We start from the raw sequence: 16429 nt of genomic DNA, 5'->3' as shown, positions 1-16429 counted from the left end.
TGAACGAAGATGAGGATTGCCTGTCGATGACAACGGGTAACAGGGGTTGCGCGATGACCGCATCCCAGCAGGCGTTGAGGTATGATGCTCATCATGAATATTAGGCCTTTTCTTCAGGAGCTGCGTCATGAGTACTCCCGCAAACAGTCAGCGGCCCACGGTGCCGACGGCTTCCCTATCGCTTGAAGAACAGCCGTTGTCACGGCGGCTGTATACCGCTGAGCAAGGGCGCGCGCTGGATGCGATCGCCTGCCGCATGGAGGGGGCGTTTGGGCTGATGCACCGCGCGGGCAGTCGCGCCTTTGACGTGGTAAGGCAGCGCTGGGCGCATGCGCGTCGACTGGTGATTGTCTGTGGCGGCGGTAACAACGCTGGTGACGGTTATGTTGTGGCGGCGTTTGCCCGCCGCGCAGGACTGTCGGCGCAGGTTTGGGCGCTGGTGCCGCCCGCTGAACTGAAGGGCGAAGCGGCTGAGGCTGTCGCTCTGGCGCGAGCCGAAGGCGTGACGTTCGAGGCTACGGCCGCATCGTTGGCCGAGGCCGATCTGATCGTCGATGCGTTGTTGGGCACGGGCGTGCGTGGACAGGTCGACGGTGTTTATGGCGCCGCGATCGACGCCATCAATGCCGCCGGCATGCCTGTGCTGGCGCTGGACCTACCGTCGGGTCTGCAGTGTGATACGGGTGCCGGTCAGCCCATCGTGCAGGCTGATGTGACGGTAACGTTCATTACCCGCAAGCCCGGACTGTTTACCGGAATGGGGCCCGATCATGCGGGCGATGTCGTCTTTGCTGCCTTGGGCGTGGACGATCAGTGGCGCGCGCAGGCGGAATGGAGCGGGTGGGTGCTGCATGACAGTGATCGCGCACGTCATCTGCCTGCTCGCCGTCCCAGTACCCATAAAGGGCACTGTGGTCAGCTGTTGGTGGTCGGTGGGCAGCAGGGCTTTGGCGGCTCGACCATCTTGAGCGCCGAGGCCGCCGCGCGCATCGGTGCCGGTAAAGTCAGTCTGGCAACGGATGCTGCGCATATTGCTCCCGCGCTAGTGCGCTGCCCTGAGGTGATGGTACGTGGCGTGCGCAATGCACATGATATCAGTGGGCTTTTGGCACAGGCAGACGTAGTAGCGATCGGGCCAGGGTTGGGGCAGCAGGCGTGGGGCGAAGGGCTGTTCGACGCTGTGCTGGGTCGCAAGGGGCCCTGCCTGATTGACGCCGATGGGCTTCATCTGTTGAAGCGCATGGCGGCCGGCGAGCGCCGTGACGATTGGATTCTGACCCCTCATCCCGGGGAGGCCGCTATGCTGCTGGACTGCTCGGCCGCCGATATTCAGGCTGATCGCTTGGGTGCCGCACGTGCGCTGTGGCAGGCATGGGGCGGAATTGTGGTGCTGAAAGGCAACGGCACGCTGGTTATTGGGGGGGATACTCCACAGCAGCTGGCACTGTGCCCTTATGGCAACCCGGGCATGGCCTCCGGCGGTATGGGTGATGTGCTGGGCGGCATGATTGCGGGGCTTTGGGCACAGGGGCTGTCTTCGTTCGATGCGGCCAGTATGGGTGTGCTAGTCCATGCGCAGGCCGCTGACGATGCGGCGCGAGAGGGCGGGCAGCGGGGGCTGCTGGCAAGCGACCTGGCAGACCATGCGCGTCGCCGGGTGAATCCTGATTCTGCAGGTTGAGTAGATAGCGATGACGACACAGCAACAACGACAGCGTTTCAGGCTGCCCGATGAAGACAGCCAGATTCGATTGGGACGCTATCTGGGCGAAGCGCTGCGCTGGCAGGGCCATATCTGGCTGGAAGGCGATTTGGGCGCGGGCAAGACGACCCTGACACGCGGCATCCTGCGTGGTGCCGGGCATGAAGGCGCGGTCAAGAGCCCGACCTATACCCTGCTCGAACCTTACGACGTTAACGGGCAGCGTATTCATCATTTCGATCTCTATCGTCTGGGGGATCCCGAAGAGCTGGCCTTTATGGGCGCGCGTGAGCTGTTTGAAGAGGGCAGTCTCAACATCATTGAGTGGCCGTCGATGGGCGTGGGCGAACTACCGACACCGGATGTGATCGTCACGCTGACGCTTGACCTGCCGGGGCGCCTCGCCGATGTGGCCGCTCATTCGGTATCAGGTGAACAGGCGCTGGCACGGTTGCGGGCTGCCGTCACCGATATCGAGGTATTGCCGTGAGGCGGCTCTGGCACTGGGCATGGCTGTGCCTGTTGGTGCTGGTGGCACCCTCGGTGCTGGCCGCTGAGCTGCAGGGCATGCGGACATGGACGCAGGACGGCACTACGCGTGTGGTCTTCGATCTATCGCAGGATGTGCCTTACCGGGTCTTTACGCTTGAAAAGCCCGATCGGTTGGTAGTGGACTTCGACAATACGCAGGTCAAAGCCAATCTGAGCGGTGCCGCCCAGCGCGAGGCTCTGTTCCGCAATGTGCGCTGGGCCGCGCGTGACGGGCACCATCTGCGGTTGGTCGTCGACTTAGCGCAACCGGTGATGTACAGCCAGTTCCCAATGGGACCCGCCGTGGGGCGCAAGGGCAGCCGCATCGTCGTCGATTTGCAGCGTGCCGGTTCTGCCGCGCGTCAGCTGGCCGATGGTCATCCCGCGCCGGCCAAGCGTGATCCTATCAACGATATCGTGCAGCAGCAGGCGGCCAACGCGCGCCGTCAGGCAGAAACGCCGGTGGCCCCCGATGTGGCGGCTCAGCAGGTGGCCAATGCGCGAATCGGCAGAGGACGCAATATCATTGTCGTGATTGATCCCGGTCACGGTGGCAAGGACCCCGGTGCCGGTGGTAGCGGGGGGGTACATGAAAAGGATGTGGTGCTGGCGATTGCTCGACGCCTGAAGGCCACGCTGGATGCCACGCCGGGCTTTCAAGCTGTGCTGACGCGCAACAGCGATGTCTTCCTGCCATTGCGTGATCGCAGCGCCTTTGCGCGGCGTCACCATGCTGATCTGTTCGTGTCGATTCATGCGGATGCCGCGCGTTCCACGACGCCGCGCGGTTCATCGGTTTTCGCGCTGTCGCAACACGGTGCGACTTCCGAAACGGCACGCTGGCTGGCACAGTCCGAAAACAGCGCTGACCTGATCGGTGGCGTGGGCGGTGACCTTAGCCTTGAAGACAAGGACGAAATGCTGCGTGGGGTGCTGCTCGACCTCAGCATGACGGCGACCGTCAATGCCTCGCTGAGCGTCGGCAACGATGTGATCAAGCAGATCGGTAGCTTTAACCGGCTGCATAAGGGCAGTGTGGAGCAGGCCGGCTTTGTGGTACTGAAGTCACCTGACATTCCTTCACTGCTGGTCGAGACCGGTTTCATTACCACCCCGGCGGAAGCGCGTCTGCTGCAGACTCCTGCGCACCAGCAGAAGTTGGCGACAGCGATTTCGACGGGCATCCAGCATTACTTCAGGCGTCATCCGCCGCCCGGAACAGCACTGGCCCCCAGCGCTGCTCGGCCGGTTGCCGCTGCCCCCGTGGCCGCGCGTGCGCCCAGTACCCCTGGCGGTAGCACGAGCGTCAGTGGTGTTGGCGGACGACATCGGGTTAGTGCGGGTGAAACGCTAAGCAGCATTGCTGCTGCCTATGGTACGGATATCGCGACGTTGAAGCGGCTCAATGCGCTTAAACGGGATCAGGTCAACGTTGGACAGGTGCTGAAACTGCCATGAGTGACGCTCAAAGCTCTCGAATTCATATTCTTTCGCCGCGACTGGCGAACCAGATCGCGGCGGGTGAGGTGGTCGAACGCCCGGCTTCAGTGCTCAAGGAAGTGGTCGAAAATTCAATCGACGCCGGTGCCACCTCAATCGACATCGAACTGGAAGCTGGCGGTACGCGGTTGATCCGCGTGCGTGACAACGGTTCGGGTATCCAGCCTGACGATATGCCGCTGGCGCTGTCCCGTCATGCCACCAGCAAGATCAACACCCTTGATGATCTGGAAGGAGTGGAAAGTCTGGGGTTTCGCGGCGAGGCGCTGGCGGCGATCAGCTCCGTGTCGCGCCTTGAGCTGTTCTCAAACGTGACCGATGTGCCGACTCAGGGGTGGCGCGTCTGTGCCGAAGGGCGCGAGATGGTCTCGCGCGTGACGCCTGCGCCTCATCCCCGTGGCACGTCGCTGCTGATCCGGGATCTGTTCTTCAATACGCCGGCCCGCCGCAAGTTCCTGCGGACAGAAAAGACCGAATTTGGTCATGTTGAGGAAACGTTCCGCCGTCTAGCGCTGTCGCGCTTCGATATTGGTTGGCGATTGCAGCACAACCAGAAGGTACTGCACCATCTACGGCCTGCCGATCACCCGACCGCCTGCGAAGCGCGTGTCGCGGCTCTGCTGGGCAAGGACATGATGCAGAACGCCTTGCAGGTTGATGCCGAAGCTACCGGGCTGCGTTTGTGGGGCTGGGTCGGTGCGCCCACGCACACCCGCGCGCAGGCGGACCAGCAGTACTTCTTCGTCAACGGTCGTGTTATTCGCGATCGGCTGGTGGCGCATGCCATTCGTCAGGCCTACCGCGATGTGCTGTACAACGGGCGCCATCCGATCTTCGTGCTGTATCTGGAACTTGACCCTCACGTTGTCGATGTCAACGTGCATCCGACGAAGCATGAAGTGCGCTTCCGCGATTCGCGTCTGGTACACGACTTTCTGTTTTCTAGTCTTCACCGTGCACTGGCCGATACGCGTGCTGGAGCGAAACGTTCCGAAGAGGAGCCCACCACCGAACGGGTTGATCCAGCGACAGGTGAAATCCTGACGGCTCCCAGCGGCACTGCACGTGAAACCGAGCGCGCGCCTCAGCAACAGGCCTTTGGGTTGTCGCCGCGCGACACCTCGCCTTTACTGAGCAGTGGGGCTGGCGTGAGTGGCAGTGCCGCGCGCCCAAGCAATGAGCCTCGTCCGGCGGCAGAGCGTATCAAAGAGTTCATGGACGGCTACCGTGCACTGCACCCGCGCGAGCAGGAAGCCCAGCTACTGTCACCGCAGCGCGCAAGTACGGCGGACAGTGGCTCAGCACCCACCGTAGCAGTGCCAGTAACATCACAGAAGGCTTCAGTGCCGCTGGACATGACGGACGCCGGTGATCGCATGATCCCGCAGTCGCAGTCGCAGTCGCAGTCGCAGTCGCAGTCGCAGTCGCAGTCGCAGTCGCAGTCGCAGTCGCAGTCGCAGTCGCAAGGCGTTGCTACAGTTCCACGTCTTCCAGAGGACGATGCCACCACTGCGCCGCCACTGGGCTATGCCGTGGCACAGCTGCACGGTGTCTATATCCTGTCGCAGACCGCGGACGGCATGGTCATCGTGGACATGCACGCCGCCCACGAGCGCATCACCTACGAACGCCTCAAGCAACAATACGATGCCGGTCAGGTCAGTGCGCAGCCTCTGCTGGTTCCCGTGTCGATAGCGGTCAGTGAGGCGCAGGCTGAACTGGCCATGCAGGAGCAAGACGCCTTTGCACGTCTCGGTGTCGAACTGGATGCGGCCGGTCCTGAAACGCTGCTGGTGCGCCAGATACCGACCCTGCTGATTGGGCGCAGCGGCCAGGAAGATGTCGAGCCACTGATTCGCGACATGCTGGATGAGCTGGAAAAGTTCGGCCGTTCCGATCGCATTCAGGCGCGTCTTAACGAGATCCTGTCCACGATGGCGTGTCACGGCAGCGTGCGTGCTAATCGTCACCTGACCCTCAACGAGATGAACGCCCTGCTGCGCGACATGGAAATCACCGAGCGCAGCGGGCAATGCAACCATGGGCGTCCGACATGGACAACGCTGTCGATGAAGGACTTGGACAAGCTGTTCCTGCGGGGACAGTAGTCGCCCATTCATTTCCATGGCGAGGCTTGACCACGTATCGGGCCGCGCCATGATCAGAGGTGACGGAGTGCATCCGTTGCTGGCAAGAGAGATTCTATGAGCGTGACTCACGACGACCGCCCTCGGGTGGTCTTCATTCTGGGGCCGACGGCCTCGGGCAAGACGGCTGCGGCCTCCATTCTGCATGCCGAAGGCGAAGGCGACGTCATCAGTGTCGATTCCGCGATGGTCTATCGTGATATGAACATCGGGACGGCCAAGCCCACCGCTGAGGAACTTCGGCAGGTTCCTCACCGTCTTATTGACATCCGTGATCCTTCGGAAGGCTATTCGACGGGTGAATTTCGTCGCGATGCCATTCGCGAGATAGACGATATTCTCGCTGCCGGGCGCACGCCGCTGCTGGTCGGTGGCACGATGCTGTACTTCAAGACGCTGCTGGAGGGCAATACCAACCTGCCTGCGGCGTCGCCCGAGGTCCGGCAGGTGCTGGCAGAACGTTTGGAGCGTGAAGGGCTGCTCGCTCTGCATGCTGAGCTGAAACGAGTTGATCCTGAGTCTGGTGCGCGGATTCATCCCAACGACCCTCAGCGCACGCTGCGCGCATTAGAGGTCTATCATCAGACAGGACGCACGCTGACCGACTTCTGGCAGGAACAGCAGCGCCAGCCTCTGCCGTGGCGCGTGCAGACGCTGGCGTTAGCCCCTGCGGAACGCTCGGTACTGCATCAGCGCATCGAAGCGCGTTTCGATGAGATGCTAAATCAAGGTTTTATCGAGGAAGTCAAAGCCTTGAGGGCGCGCGGCGACCTGACGGCAGACATGCCATCCATGCGCAGCGTGGGCTATCGTCAGGCATGGGCCTACCTAGAAGGGCAGGATGATTTCGCTGCATTTCGGGACAAATCCATTGCGGCAACCCGTCAATTGGCGAAGCGCCAGATAACGTGGTTACGCAGTTGGAAAACCCCGCTTACCTGGTGTGACATGACGGCATCAGACGCTGTTTCTCATCTGTTGAAAACGGTGCGAGATGTCCATAGATAGCGTACACTTGTGAAATGCTTGGCAAGAATATGAAGCGTTCTGGTCGAGTGTCGTACAAGTGGGGCAGCTGTCACGCTAATATCGCGTTGTCAGGAACAGGTTTCAGGTAGTATGAACGTTAGCAAACTGTAACATTTTGCATGTATCATGTATCTGAGCTTACAAGACCCCACCTAGCGTGGCTTTTATTTCGGAGAACATCCATGTCCAAAGGACAGTCATTACAAGATCCGTACCTGAACATTCTCCGCAAGGAGCGCATTCCCGTTTCCATCTTTCTGGTAAACGGCATCAAGCTGCAAGGGCAGATCGAATCGTTCGATCAGTTCGTTATCCTGCTGCGTAACACGGTCAGCCAGATGGTCTACAAACATGCCATCTCGACGGTCGTACCTTCTCGCAATGTGCGTTTGCCCGCTCAGGATCCGAACTTCCAGGCCAGCCAGCATCAACATCAACACCAGGATAATTGATCGCGAGGCGCTGATTGTTTTTCGAACGTCCCGAATCGGGAGAAACGGCGGTTCTGGTTCATATTGATTTCCAGAACGGTCGAGATGCGGAAGATCCGGCTGAACTGCTGGAACTTGTTCGCTCTGCAGGTGCCGAGCCGGCTGTCCTTATCGAAGGCACGCGTCGGCTCGCCCATCCCAAGACATTTATCGGTGAAGGCAAGGTTGAAGAGATAAAGGCCGCTGTGCTTGAGCACGAAGCCGAAATCGTCATCTTCAACCACGCACTGTCACCTTCCCAAGAGCGTAACCTCGAAAGGGCGCTCTCTTGCCGCGTTCTCGACCGTACCGGTCTGATCCTCGACATCTTCGCTCAGCGTGCGCGTACCCACGAGGGTAAGCTGCAGGTCGAGCTTGCTCAGCTTGAGTACATGTCGACGCGTCTGGTACGCGGTTGGACGCACCTTGAGCGCCAGAAAGGCGGGATCGGTCTGCGCGGGCCAGGGGAAACTCAGCTCGAAACTGACCGACGTCTCTTGAGAGCGCGCATCAAGTCGATTCACAAGCGTCTCGAGCGCGTGCGTAAGCAGCGTGAGCAGAACCGACGGGCGCGTTCGCGTGCCGAGATACCCTCGGTATCGCTGGTGGGCTACACCAACGCCGGTAAGTCGACGCTATTCAACGCGCTGACGGCGTCCGACGTGTATGCGGCCGACCAGTTGTTTGCCACGCTTGATCCTACGCTGCGACGTCTCGACATCGCGGACGTCGGCCCGATTGTGCTGGCCGATACGGTAGGGTTCATTCGTCATCTGCCGCACAAGCTGGTCGAAGCGTTCCATGCCACGCTCGAAGAAGCCGCGCAGTCTGATCTGCTGCTCCATGTTGTGGATGCCGCAGACCCCGAACGCGACGCTAACATCGAGCAGGTTGAGAACGTGCTGGCCGAGATCGGTGCAGACAACGTGCCGCGCTTGATGGTCATGAACAAGATCGACCGACTGGGCAGCGAACCTCGCATCGACCGCAATGGGCTGCAGGAACCGTCTGCCGTCTGGCTGTCGGCGCGCGAGCAGACGGGGTTCGATGAACTGCGTCAGGCGCTGTCTGAACGTTTGGCCATCGACGTCGTGGACATGAGTGTGACGCTGCGCCCTGATCAGGGCGCGCTGCGTGCGCAGCTCTATGCTCAGGATGCGGTGCAGAGCGAAGAGTTCGATGAGCAAGGGCAGATCATGCTGAGTATCCGTCTGCCGCGGCGCGATTTTCTGCAGCTGTTGTCGAAGGCTGGGGAAGACCCGCATCGCTATCTGCCGGAAATGGCTGATCAGGATCCTTGGTAAGTCGGAGGCGGCCTGCGTTGCGGGCCGCCTCTTCAGTCTGATCAAAGGCAGTTCTCTTGCTGCCGGCGCGGCACTATGCTGTGCTCCATCTATCGAAAGGTTCACCGATATGGGTATCGGTGAACCTTTCCCGTAACGATGCAAGGGCCTGTGTTCTGGATGTCTTCCGCCGTGAGCGGGGCATCGTGCTGCAAAGGCCAGTGGAGAGAAGAAATATGGCGTGGAAGGCACCTGGTGAAGGTGGCAAGGATAAGGGTGACGATCCCCGGCCGCAGGATGGCGGCGGCAACGCTGGTGCACCGCAGGGACGTCCTGAACACGATCCGTGGCGCGGAGGGCGGCAGCGTCCTTCTCAGCAGCCTCCCGATCTTGACGAAGTTGCCAAGCGGGTATGGCGCACGCTGACGGGTAAGCGTCGTTCCGGCGGCCCGCGAGACCCGAATGTACCGCCTTCCCGCAAGTGCAGCGCTTTCGTGTTGCCGGGTGCCATTCTTGGTGTCGCGGCTCTGGTATGGCTGGGCGCTGGCGTTTATACGGTCAGCGATGGTCAGGTTGGCGTTGTGATGCGGCAGGGACACTATCAGAACACCGTGGCATCCGGCATTCACTGGAACCCTTCGCTGATTGATCGCGTCACACGCGTCAACGTCGGTCAGGACCACTGGCTGGTCACCCGTCGCCAGCAGCTGACCCAGGATGGCAATCTTGTCACGCTACATGTCCGTGCGAGCTATCGCATCGTGTCGGCAGTCGATTACGTTCGCAATGTTGAACATCCCGAACAGATGCTGCAGAGCGCGCTTGATACCGCGGTCAGCCATGTGGTGTCGTCACATCCGTTGGATGAACTGCTGAGCGGTGAGCGTACTGTGACGAGCAGTGCAATCAGCAGCGCTTTGCAGACAGCGTTCCCGGGCCAGCTGACCGGTACCGAACTGCGCGATGTGCGCATCGAAGAAGTGGCGGTACCCAAGTCTGTTGAAGCGGCCATGAAGGCTGCCGAGCAGGCGCGTCAGCAGGCCAAAACCACAATTCAGGATGCGGAAGCGCAGCGCGATCAGCTAATCGCACAGGCCGAGCGTGAAGCGCATCAGCTTCAGGAAGAATCGCGGGCCTATCACGATACCGCCATCGCGCGGGCACGCAGTGACATTGCCCAGTACATGGCGGTACTGCATACCTATGAACGTGCTCCCGAGGTGACTCGCGATCGCCTGTATCTGGAGGCCGTGCGCGCCATTATGGCAGGGCCGGGTATCCGCATCGTTAATACACAGAGCGACAACACCGCCGTATCGGTGCCGCCTGCCGGCGCTCCCGCACCGATGGGGCCTCCGCCTTTGCTGCCGCCGCACCTTAGCGAAACGTCTGCCAGTGGGCACGCCTCTCTGCTGGGAACGCCTGCGGCTAAGGCTCAGACGGCTCCACGCGACGCCGCCCGCAGTGACCGCGATAGCGGCGAGCGCCATTACGACCGCAGTCTCAAGGAGGGGCGTCAGTAATGCCCAGCAATAAATCACTTGTGCTGATCGCGCTGATGGCCATGCTGGCGTGGCTGGCCAGTACCAGTTTCTTTGTTGTGAGCGAGCAGCAAACCGGTATCCAACGACGCTTCGAGCGGGTTGTTGATGGCAATCTGGCACCGGGCCTGCACGTTAAGCTGCCGATTGTCGACAAGGTGGTGCTGTTCGACAAGCGCATGCAAACCAGCCTGCTGGATGGGCGCACCTTTGTGCTGTCCTCTGGTGAGGAAATTCTGGGCGATCTTGTGGCGACTTGGCAGATCGACTCGCCGGAGCGCTATGACAGTGCGCGCAAAGGTGATGCGAACAAAGTGGCGCATGAACTGACGCAGGCTGTCGCTACCCAGCTTACCGAACAGATGAGTCATCTGACGTTGGCTGACCTGTCGACGTCGCGTCAGGATCAAGCCCTGCAGGCCGTACGCAGTACGCTGGATAGTCGCCTTCATGACACGCTCGGCGTAACCGTTACCGGCGTTGCGTTTCGTCGCATCACACTGCCGGACGCACGCGTGGCTGACGTCGAGCAGAAGATGACGGCTGCCTGGCAGCACGACGCCACCACTGCGACCTCTGACGGCCAAGATATGGCTGATCAGGTGCGGGCGGACGCTGAGCGTCGCAAAGCCATGCTGCTTGCGGCGGCACACGAGAATGCTGAAACAGCCCGCGGTGCAACCGACGCTGAGATTGCCACCCGTTACAACGATGCTTTTACGCGCAATCCGACCTTCTTCCGCTTCTATCAGGGATTGAAGACTTGGCGAGAAGGCATGCAGCACGGCAACGGTGTGCTGGTGCTGGGGTCAGAAGATGATCTGATGCGCTGGATCAAAGCAGGGCGTTGACGGGACGGGGTACAAGCTGCAAGGATTGAATGCAGCGTCCGTCGTGTTAGACTCATGAATCCCGGGCCGCCGTGCCCGGGTTTTTCATGTCGGCGGTTTCTTTATGGCAGCACTATGCGAAGCGGGGCAGAGGCTCGAACGGTGACGTTTGTCAGTCGATCAGGTTTGCCTCAGGTCTGTCGCGTGTGTTTCGATCATCATGAACGGGTGATGAGTCGAACTGCACAACGGTCATTTCCGCGCTGCCATGATGCTGTGTCACACCATCTTCATTTAGGGCGTCCAGAACAATGAATAAGGCCAATCGATGGCTTCTGCCTGACGGTATCGATGAGGTGTTACCGCCTCAGGCGATGCGCATGGAATCCTTGCGCCGCGCACTGCTCGACCTCTACAACAGTTGGGGTTATGACCTCGTAGTACCTCCTCCCGTCGAATTCCTCGAATCCCTTCTGACCGGTACCGGCAGCGACCTCGATCTGCAGACCTTCAAGCTGATCGACCGCATTAGCGGCCGTACAATGGGGATCAGTGCCGACGTCACGCCGCAGGTGGCGCGTATGGATGCCCACTCGCTGCACCGTGAAGGGCCGGCGCGTCTCTGCTACTGCTCGCACGTTTTGCGCGCAACGCCCGATCCGCATCAGGGTGGCCGCAGTCCCGTTCAGGTCGGGCTGGAGCTGTTCGGCTATGCCGGACTGGAAGCAGACCTTGAAATCGTTCGCTTGGTGCTGGCAAGCCTTGAGCAGGCCGGTGCGCGTCGCATCCATTTGGCTTTTGGTCATATCGGTGTGTACCGCGGGTTGGTGAAATCCGCGGGGCTGGACGCTGAAACCGAAGCCGCACTGTTTGAGGCGCTGGAACGCAAGTCGCTGGCAGAAGTGGACGCACTACTTGAGGGCGTGACCCTATCGGAAGACATCCTGCGCATGCTGAGTGCGTTGCCGCGCCTGAACGGCGGGGTCGATGTGCTGGCGCAGGCCGCTGAGACTTTCGAGGATGCTCCCGAGTCCGTGCGCGTGGCGATTCAGGACTTGCAGGCGCTGGCACAGGCGCTGAGCTATGCCTACCCCGAGGTGACGCTCTATTTCGATCTGGGCGAGCTGCGCGGCTATGAATACCACACCGGTGTCGTCTTTGCGGCCTACGTGCCGGAGTTCGGCCAAGCCGTGGCGCGCGGTGGCCGCTACGATCACGCCGGTAAGGCCTTCGGGCGAGCGCGCCCCGCGACGGGCTGCACGCTGGAACTGAAGCTGCTGGCGCGGCTTGATGAGCAGACGCCGCCCAACGATGGCATTTGGGCGCCGGTCGAGGAGGGCGCGGAGCTCAACGATCTCATCAATGAACTTCGCGCAGCCGGTGAACGGGTAATCGAAGCGCTGCCCGGGCAAGAAACCGGGCCTGAGGCACACCGCTGCAACAGGATGCTGATCCAGCGTGGCGGAGAGTGGATAGTCGTACCCTGTACGGATACCTCTACCCGATAAGCAATACCGATATGCCGACAGCCTCATCTCTGTCGGCATATCTGCGTTTGACGACAAGACATGATCGGATCGTAGCCATTACGGTCTGCTGACGCCTGTACTGCTGCTCCTTCTCAATGATCGGCGAGCCAGCGCATCATGAGTGAGGCGTGCCCGGTGGAAAGAGCGGGCAAGGTAGGCGTCCGACGGGATCAAGTGACAACACGCGCGAAGATCCGTAAAGCGAAACCTGCGCAATGGCGCACTGACACAAGCGAGCACTATGGACATGGGCAAGAACGTTGTTGTTCTCGGTACGCAGTGGGGCGATGAAGGCAAGGGTAAGGTCGTTGACCTACTTACAGAATCCGTAGCAGCCGTTGTGCGATTCCAGGGTGGCCATAATGCGGGCCATACGCTGGTTATCGACGGCAAGAAAACCATTCTGCGCCTAATCCCTTCCGGTATCCTGCATGAAAACGTTACCTGCATCATCGGTAACGGTGTCGTGCTGTCGCCGGATGCCCTGCTGGGCGAAATGGCAGAGCTGGAATCCGGTGGCGTGCCCGTGCGCGAACGTCTGCGTCTGTCTCCGGCGTGTCCGCTGATTCTGCCGTATCACATTGCGCTTGATCAGGCGCGTGAACGTGCTCGTGGCGATGACAAAATCGGTACGACCGGGCGTGGTATCGGGCCAGCGTATGAAGACAAAGTAGCGCGTCGCGGTGTCCGTCTGGGCGATCTGTACCATCGTGAACGTTTTGCTGAAAAGTTGAAAGAAATACTCAAGTATCATAATTTTGTCCTCACCCAGTACCATGGTGCGCCTGAAGTCGACTTTCAGGAGACGCTGGATCAGTGCATGGCGCTGGCCGAAGAGCTGAAACCGATGGTCTGTGACACCGTCAGCCTAGTGCATTCGCTGCGTGAACAGGGCAAACCGATTCTGTTTGAAGGCGCGCAGGGGTCGTTGCTCGATATCGACCACGGTACCTATCCGTTCGTAACCAGCTCCAATACCACGGCCGGCGGTACGGCTACTGGTTCTGGCTTCGGGCCGCTGTACCTAGACTACGTACTGGGGATCACCAAAGCGTACACCACGCGTGTGGGATCGGGTCCGTTCCCGACCGAGCTGTTCGATGATCAAGGCCAGCGTCTGGCTGAACGTGGTCACGAGTTTGGTTCTAACACTGGGCGTCCGCGTCGCTGTGGCTGGTTTGATGCCGTTGCACTGCGCCGTGCCGTGCAGATCAACTCGATTTCTGGCTTGTGTCTGACCAAACTGGACGTACTGGACGGCATGGAAGTCATCCGTGTCTGCACCGGCTACCGTACTCAGGACGGCGAGCTGGTATCGACGCCGGTCGACTACGAAGGCTTCGAGGCAATCGAACCGGTTTACGAAGAACTGCCGGGCTGGCAGGAGTCCACGCTGGGCGTGCGCTCGCTGGACGAACTGCCGGAAAATGCACGTGCCTATATCCGTTTCCTTGAAGCGGAAGTGGGTGCGCCCATCGATATCATTTCGACGGGGCCTGACCGTCTTGAAACCATTATCTTGCGCAATCCGTTCAAAGGATAAGCGCGCTGCCCCGGCAAGCAGGCCTCATGGCTGGGGCCCTGCTTCGAGGGGAATGTAATTCGCATGGATGTACTCAAGGTTCTGGGCAGTCGATCGCTGTACCAGGTGCTTGCGAAGTGGGCACGCTACTGGCGTGCCCATGATGATTTCTGGCAGAGCCTCTGCGTATTGGCCGCCATGTCGCTGGCAATGGTCGTGTGCGGCCTGTGCGGGCAGATGGCGCGCTGCATTCCACTCTTTCTGGGCATCATCGCTTGCGGCTTGGCCGAACGCGATGAATGCCCCCGGCAGCGTATCGTCTCGCTGCTGCTCACGCTGATCAGTTTTGCCATCGCGGCCATCGCTATCGAACTGCTGATGCCTCATCCGTGGCTGTTTGCCATTGGGCTGGGGGCGTCGACGTTCATCATCACGCTGTTTGGCGGCGTCGGCGGACGCTTCAACACCATGATGTCGGCGATGCTGGTACTGGCGCTCTACAGCATGATCACCATTGATCAGCGGCAGGCGGGCAGCGTGGTGCCATTCTGGCGCGACGGTTCGCTGTTGCTGGCGGGTGCTCTAGGCTATGGCCTGCTGTCACTTGGCGTGCAGATCATCGCTCACCGTCGCGGTCTGCCGCGTCATCTCAGCCTGCTGTACACCCAACTGGGACGCTACATGATCCTGCGCTCTGAGCAGTTCATTCCGGTCAAAGGGATGGACATGCGTCATCGCGAGCGTCAGCTGGCCGAACTTCACGGAACGCTGGTGCAGTCCTTCGCCCTGTCCTACGACAGCGTGAAGCAGACGCTGAGCACCTCGCGCAATTCGGTGCGTGCCGCACGCGACCAACTGCTGCTGGAACGGGCCGAGCGGCTCTTTGAGCGCGCCAGCTCCTCCCATCATTCACGTGATGTGCTTGTCAGCGCCTTCTATCACAGCGATGTCCTGTTCCGCTGTCAGCACCTCATGCGCTTGCAAGGGGAAGCATGCTGCTCGCTGGCGGCTGTGCTGCATCAACCTGGGCGTGCACGTGTGGCTTCCGACCAGCGTACGCGGGCGCATGGCGATCTGGTGAACGCATGGGACTATGTTGATCCTGCGTCCGAGCGGCGTGACGTACCGCAGCGACGGAAAGGTGCTCACCAAGTCCTCAAGCGCCTGATTGACAATCTGTCAGCGTTGGAAGAAGAACTGGCACAGTTGCCGGATGTGGCGCGGGAGGCCCGCGAAGCACCGCCTTATGCTGTGCTGTCCGCGGCCAGCGCTCCCCGCATGCTGTGGACGCGTTTCAAACTGCTGCTGACACCACTCAACCCGACCTTCCGCCACGCGGTGCGCCTGTCCTGTGCACTGGTCACCGGCTATCTGTTGATCCAGTGGCTCGACCCCTCGCAAGGGTACTGGATCATGCTGACCACGGTCTTTGTCTGTCGGCCAAGCTTTGGCGCGACGCACAAGGCGCTGCGCCAGCGCATCATGGGAACGCTAGCAGGGCTGTTCATGGGCTGGGCGATGCTGCGTCTGTTCCCGATTCCTGAGCTGCAGTCCGGAATGGCGGTGATCGCTGGGGTACTGTTCTTCCTGCTGCGACAGAAACACTATGCGCTGGCGACCTGTGCCATCACGCTGATGGTGCTGTGCTGCTTCAATCAGGTCGGTAACAGCTTCACACTGATCATGCCGCGTCTGTTGGATACGCTGCTGGGAACGCTGATCGCTAGCGCTGCCGTTTGCTTCATCTTGCCGGACTGGAAAAATGCTCGCCTTGAGCCGAAAGTGGCGGCGGCGCTCAGCCATATGGCGCGCTACCTGACCATGCTGATTGATCAGTACACGCAGGGACGGCAGGAAACGCCGTCTCTGCTGGCCGCACGGCAGGACGCACGCCAGAGTGACGCCGCACTGGTTTCGCTGCTGTCGAATCTGGATCAGGTGCCTTATCGCAGTGTCGCCGTGCTGACGGTGGCCGGTCATCAGCTCCATGCTCAGCTTCACGCGCTGTTGGGCTATCTGACCGCGCTGCGGGTACACCGGCCTGAGGCGGCGTTGCCGTCGGCGGCCGCACTGGATACCTGCGCACAGCACCTTGCTGAAGCGCTGTCACGTATGGCCGACTACATCGTGGCGAAAGGGGCTGACGATGGCGCGATGCAGGCCGCTATGAGCGCTGCACAGCAGAGTGCAGAATGCGGGCTGCTGGAGTCGTACGATGGCGCGCAGCGTTTCGCCTATGAGCAGCTGGAAGCCATGACTAATCACCTTGAACCGCTGAAGGATGCACTGGTGAAGATGCGAGCCGTGCTTGCCGAATCAGGGTGACGATCGACGTGGTCATGCCC

General features: G+C 60.6%; 12 protein-coding genes. All 12 read left to right on the top strand.

Going from position 1 to position 16429, the window contains the following annotated elements; translation table 11 throughout:
• The first annotated feature begins 127 nt into the window (after window positions 1-127).
• The 12 genes from ACMHYW_RS09350 (at window position 128) to ACMHYW_RS09295 (ending at window position 16409) form a co-directional block, all read left to right on the top strand.
• On the top strand, window positions 128-1681 hold the full coding sequence (locus ACMHYW_RS09350) for an NAD(P)H-hydrate dehydratase (protein ID WP_414499697.1): 1554 nt from the start codon (window positions 128-130) through the stop codon (window positions 1679-1681).
• Between the two features lie 10 nt (window positions 1682-1691).
• Complete coding sequence (gene tsaE / locus ACMHYW_RS09345; RefSeq protein WP_414499696.1) at window positions 1692-2192, top strand: tRNA (adenosine(37)-N6)-threonylcarbamoyltransferase complex ATPase subunit type 1 TsaE; 501 nt, start codon at window positions 1692-1694, stop codon at window positions 2190-2192.
• Window positions 2189-3691: an N-acetylmuramoyl-L-alanine amidase gene (locus ACMHYW_RS09340; RefSeq protein WP_414499695.1), complete on the top strand. Its 1503-nt coding sequence runs from the start codon at window positions 2189-2191 to the stop codon at window positions 3689-3691. The genes tsaE and ACMHYW_RS09340 overlap by 4 nt, the downstream gene beginning before the upstream one ends.
• Window positions 3688-5841 carry a DNA mismatch repair endonuclease MutL gene (gene mutL / locus ACMHYW_RS09335; RefSeq protein WP_414499694.1) on the top strand — a complete coding sequence of 718 codons (2154 nt, stop codon included), beginning with the start codon at window positions 3688-3690 and terminating at the stop codon, window positions 5839-5841. The genes ACMHYW_RS09340 and mutL overlap by 4 nt, the downstream gene beginning before the upstream one ends.
• 96 nt (window positions 5842-5937) lie before the next feature.
• Window positions 5938-6888, top strand: coding sequence for a tRNA (adenosine(37)-N6)-dimethylallyltransferase MiaA (gene miaA / locus ACMHYW_RS09330; RefSeq protein WP_414499693.1), 951 nt, complete (start codon window positions 5938-5940; stop codon window positions 6886-6888).
• A gap of 203 nt (window positions 6889-7091) precedes the next feature.
• Window positions 7092-7361 carry an RNA chaperone Hfq gene (gene hfq / locus ACMHYW_RS09325; protein WP_027704932.1) on the top strand — a complete coding sequence of 90 codons (270 nt, stop codon included), beginning with the start codon at window positions 7092-7094 and terminating at the stop codon, window positions 7359-7361.
• 14 nt (window positions 7362-7375) lie between these two features.
• Window positions 7376-8683 (top strand): ribosome rescue GTPase HflX, encoded by a 1308-nt coding sequence (hflX, locus tag ACMHYW_RS09320; RefSeq protein ID WP_027704933.1) that lies wholly within the window; start codon window positions 7376-7378, stop codon window positions 8681-8683.
• Between the two features lie 215 nt (window positions 8684-8898).
• A complete protein-coding gene (gene hflK, locus ACMHYW_RS09315) occupies window positions 8899-10185 on the top strand; it encodes an FtsH protease activity modulator HflK (protein ID WP_414499692.1) in 1287 nt (428 codons plus the stop codon).
• Window positions 10185-11054 carry an SPFH domain-containing protein gene (locus ACMHYW_RS09310; protein ID WP_414499691.1) on the top strand — a complete coding sequence of 290 codons (870 nt, stop codon included), beginning with the start codon at window positions 10185-10187 and terminating at the stop codon, window positions 11052-11054. The genes hflK and ACMHYW_RS09310 overlap by 1 nt, the downstream gene beginning before the upstream one ends.
• Window positions 11055-11344: 290 nt before the next feature.
• Window positions 11345-12541 (top strand): ATP phosphoribosyltransferase regulatory subunit, encoded by a 1197-nt coding sequence (locus tag ACMHYW_RS09305; RefSeq protein ID WP_414499690.1) that lies wholly within the window; start codon window positions 11345-11347, stop codon window positions 12539-12541.
• A gap of 268 nt (window positions 12542-12809) precedes the next feature.
• Window positions 12810-14105 carry an adenylosuccinate synthase gene (locus tag ACMHYW_RS09300; RefSeq protein ID WP_414499689.1) on the top strand — a complete coding sequence of 432 codons (1296 nt, stop codon included), beginning with the start codon at window positions 12810-12812 and terminating at the stop codon, window positions 14103-14105.
• Between the two features lie 63 nt (window positions 14106-14168).
• Window positions 14169-16409, top strand: coding sequence for a YccS/YhfK family putative transporter (locus tag ACMHYW_RS09295; RefSeq protein ID WP_414499688.1), 2241 nt, complete (start codon window positions 14169-14171; stop codon window positions 16407-16409).
• Window positions 16410-16429 lie beyond the last annotated feature (20 nt).

Source organism: Zymobacter sp. IVIA_12111.31 C1, from assembly GCF_047495495.1.
Taxonomy (GTDB): domain Bacteria; phylum Pseudomonadota; class Gammaproteobacteria; order Pseudomonadales; family Halomonadaceae; genus Zymobacter.
The sequence above is the reverse complement of the archived record's forward strand: the minus strand, read 5'-3'. Positions and strand labels throughout refer to the sequence as shown.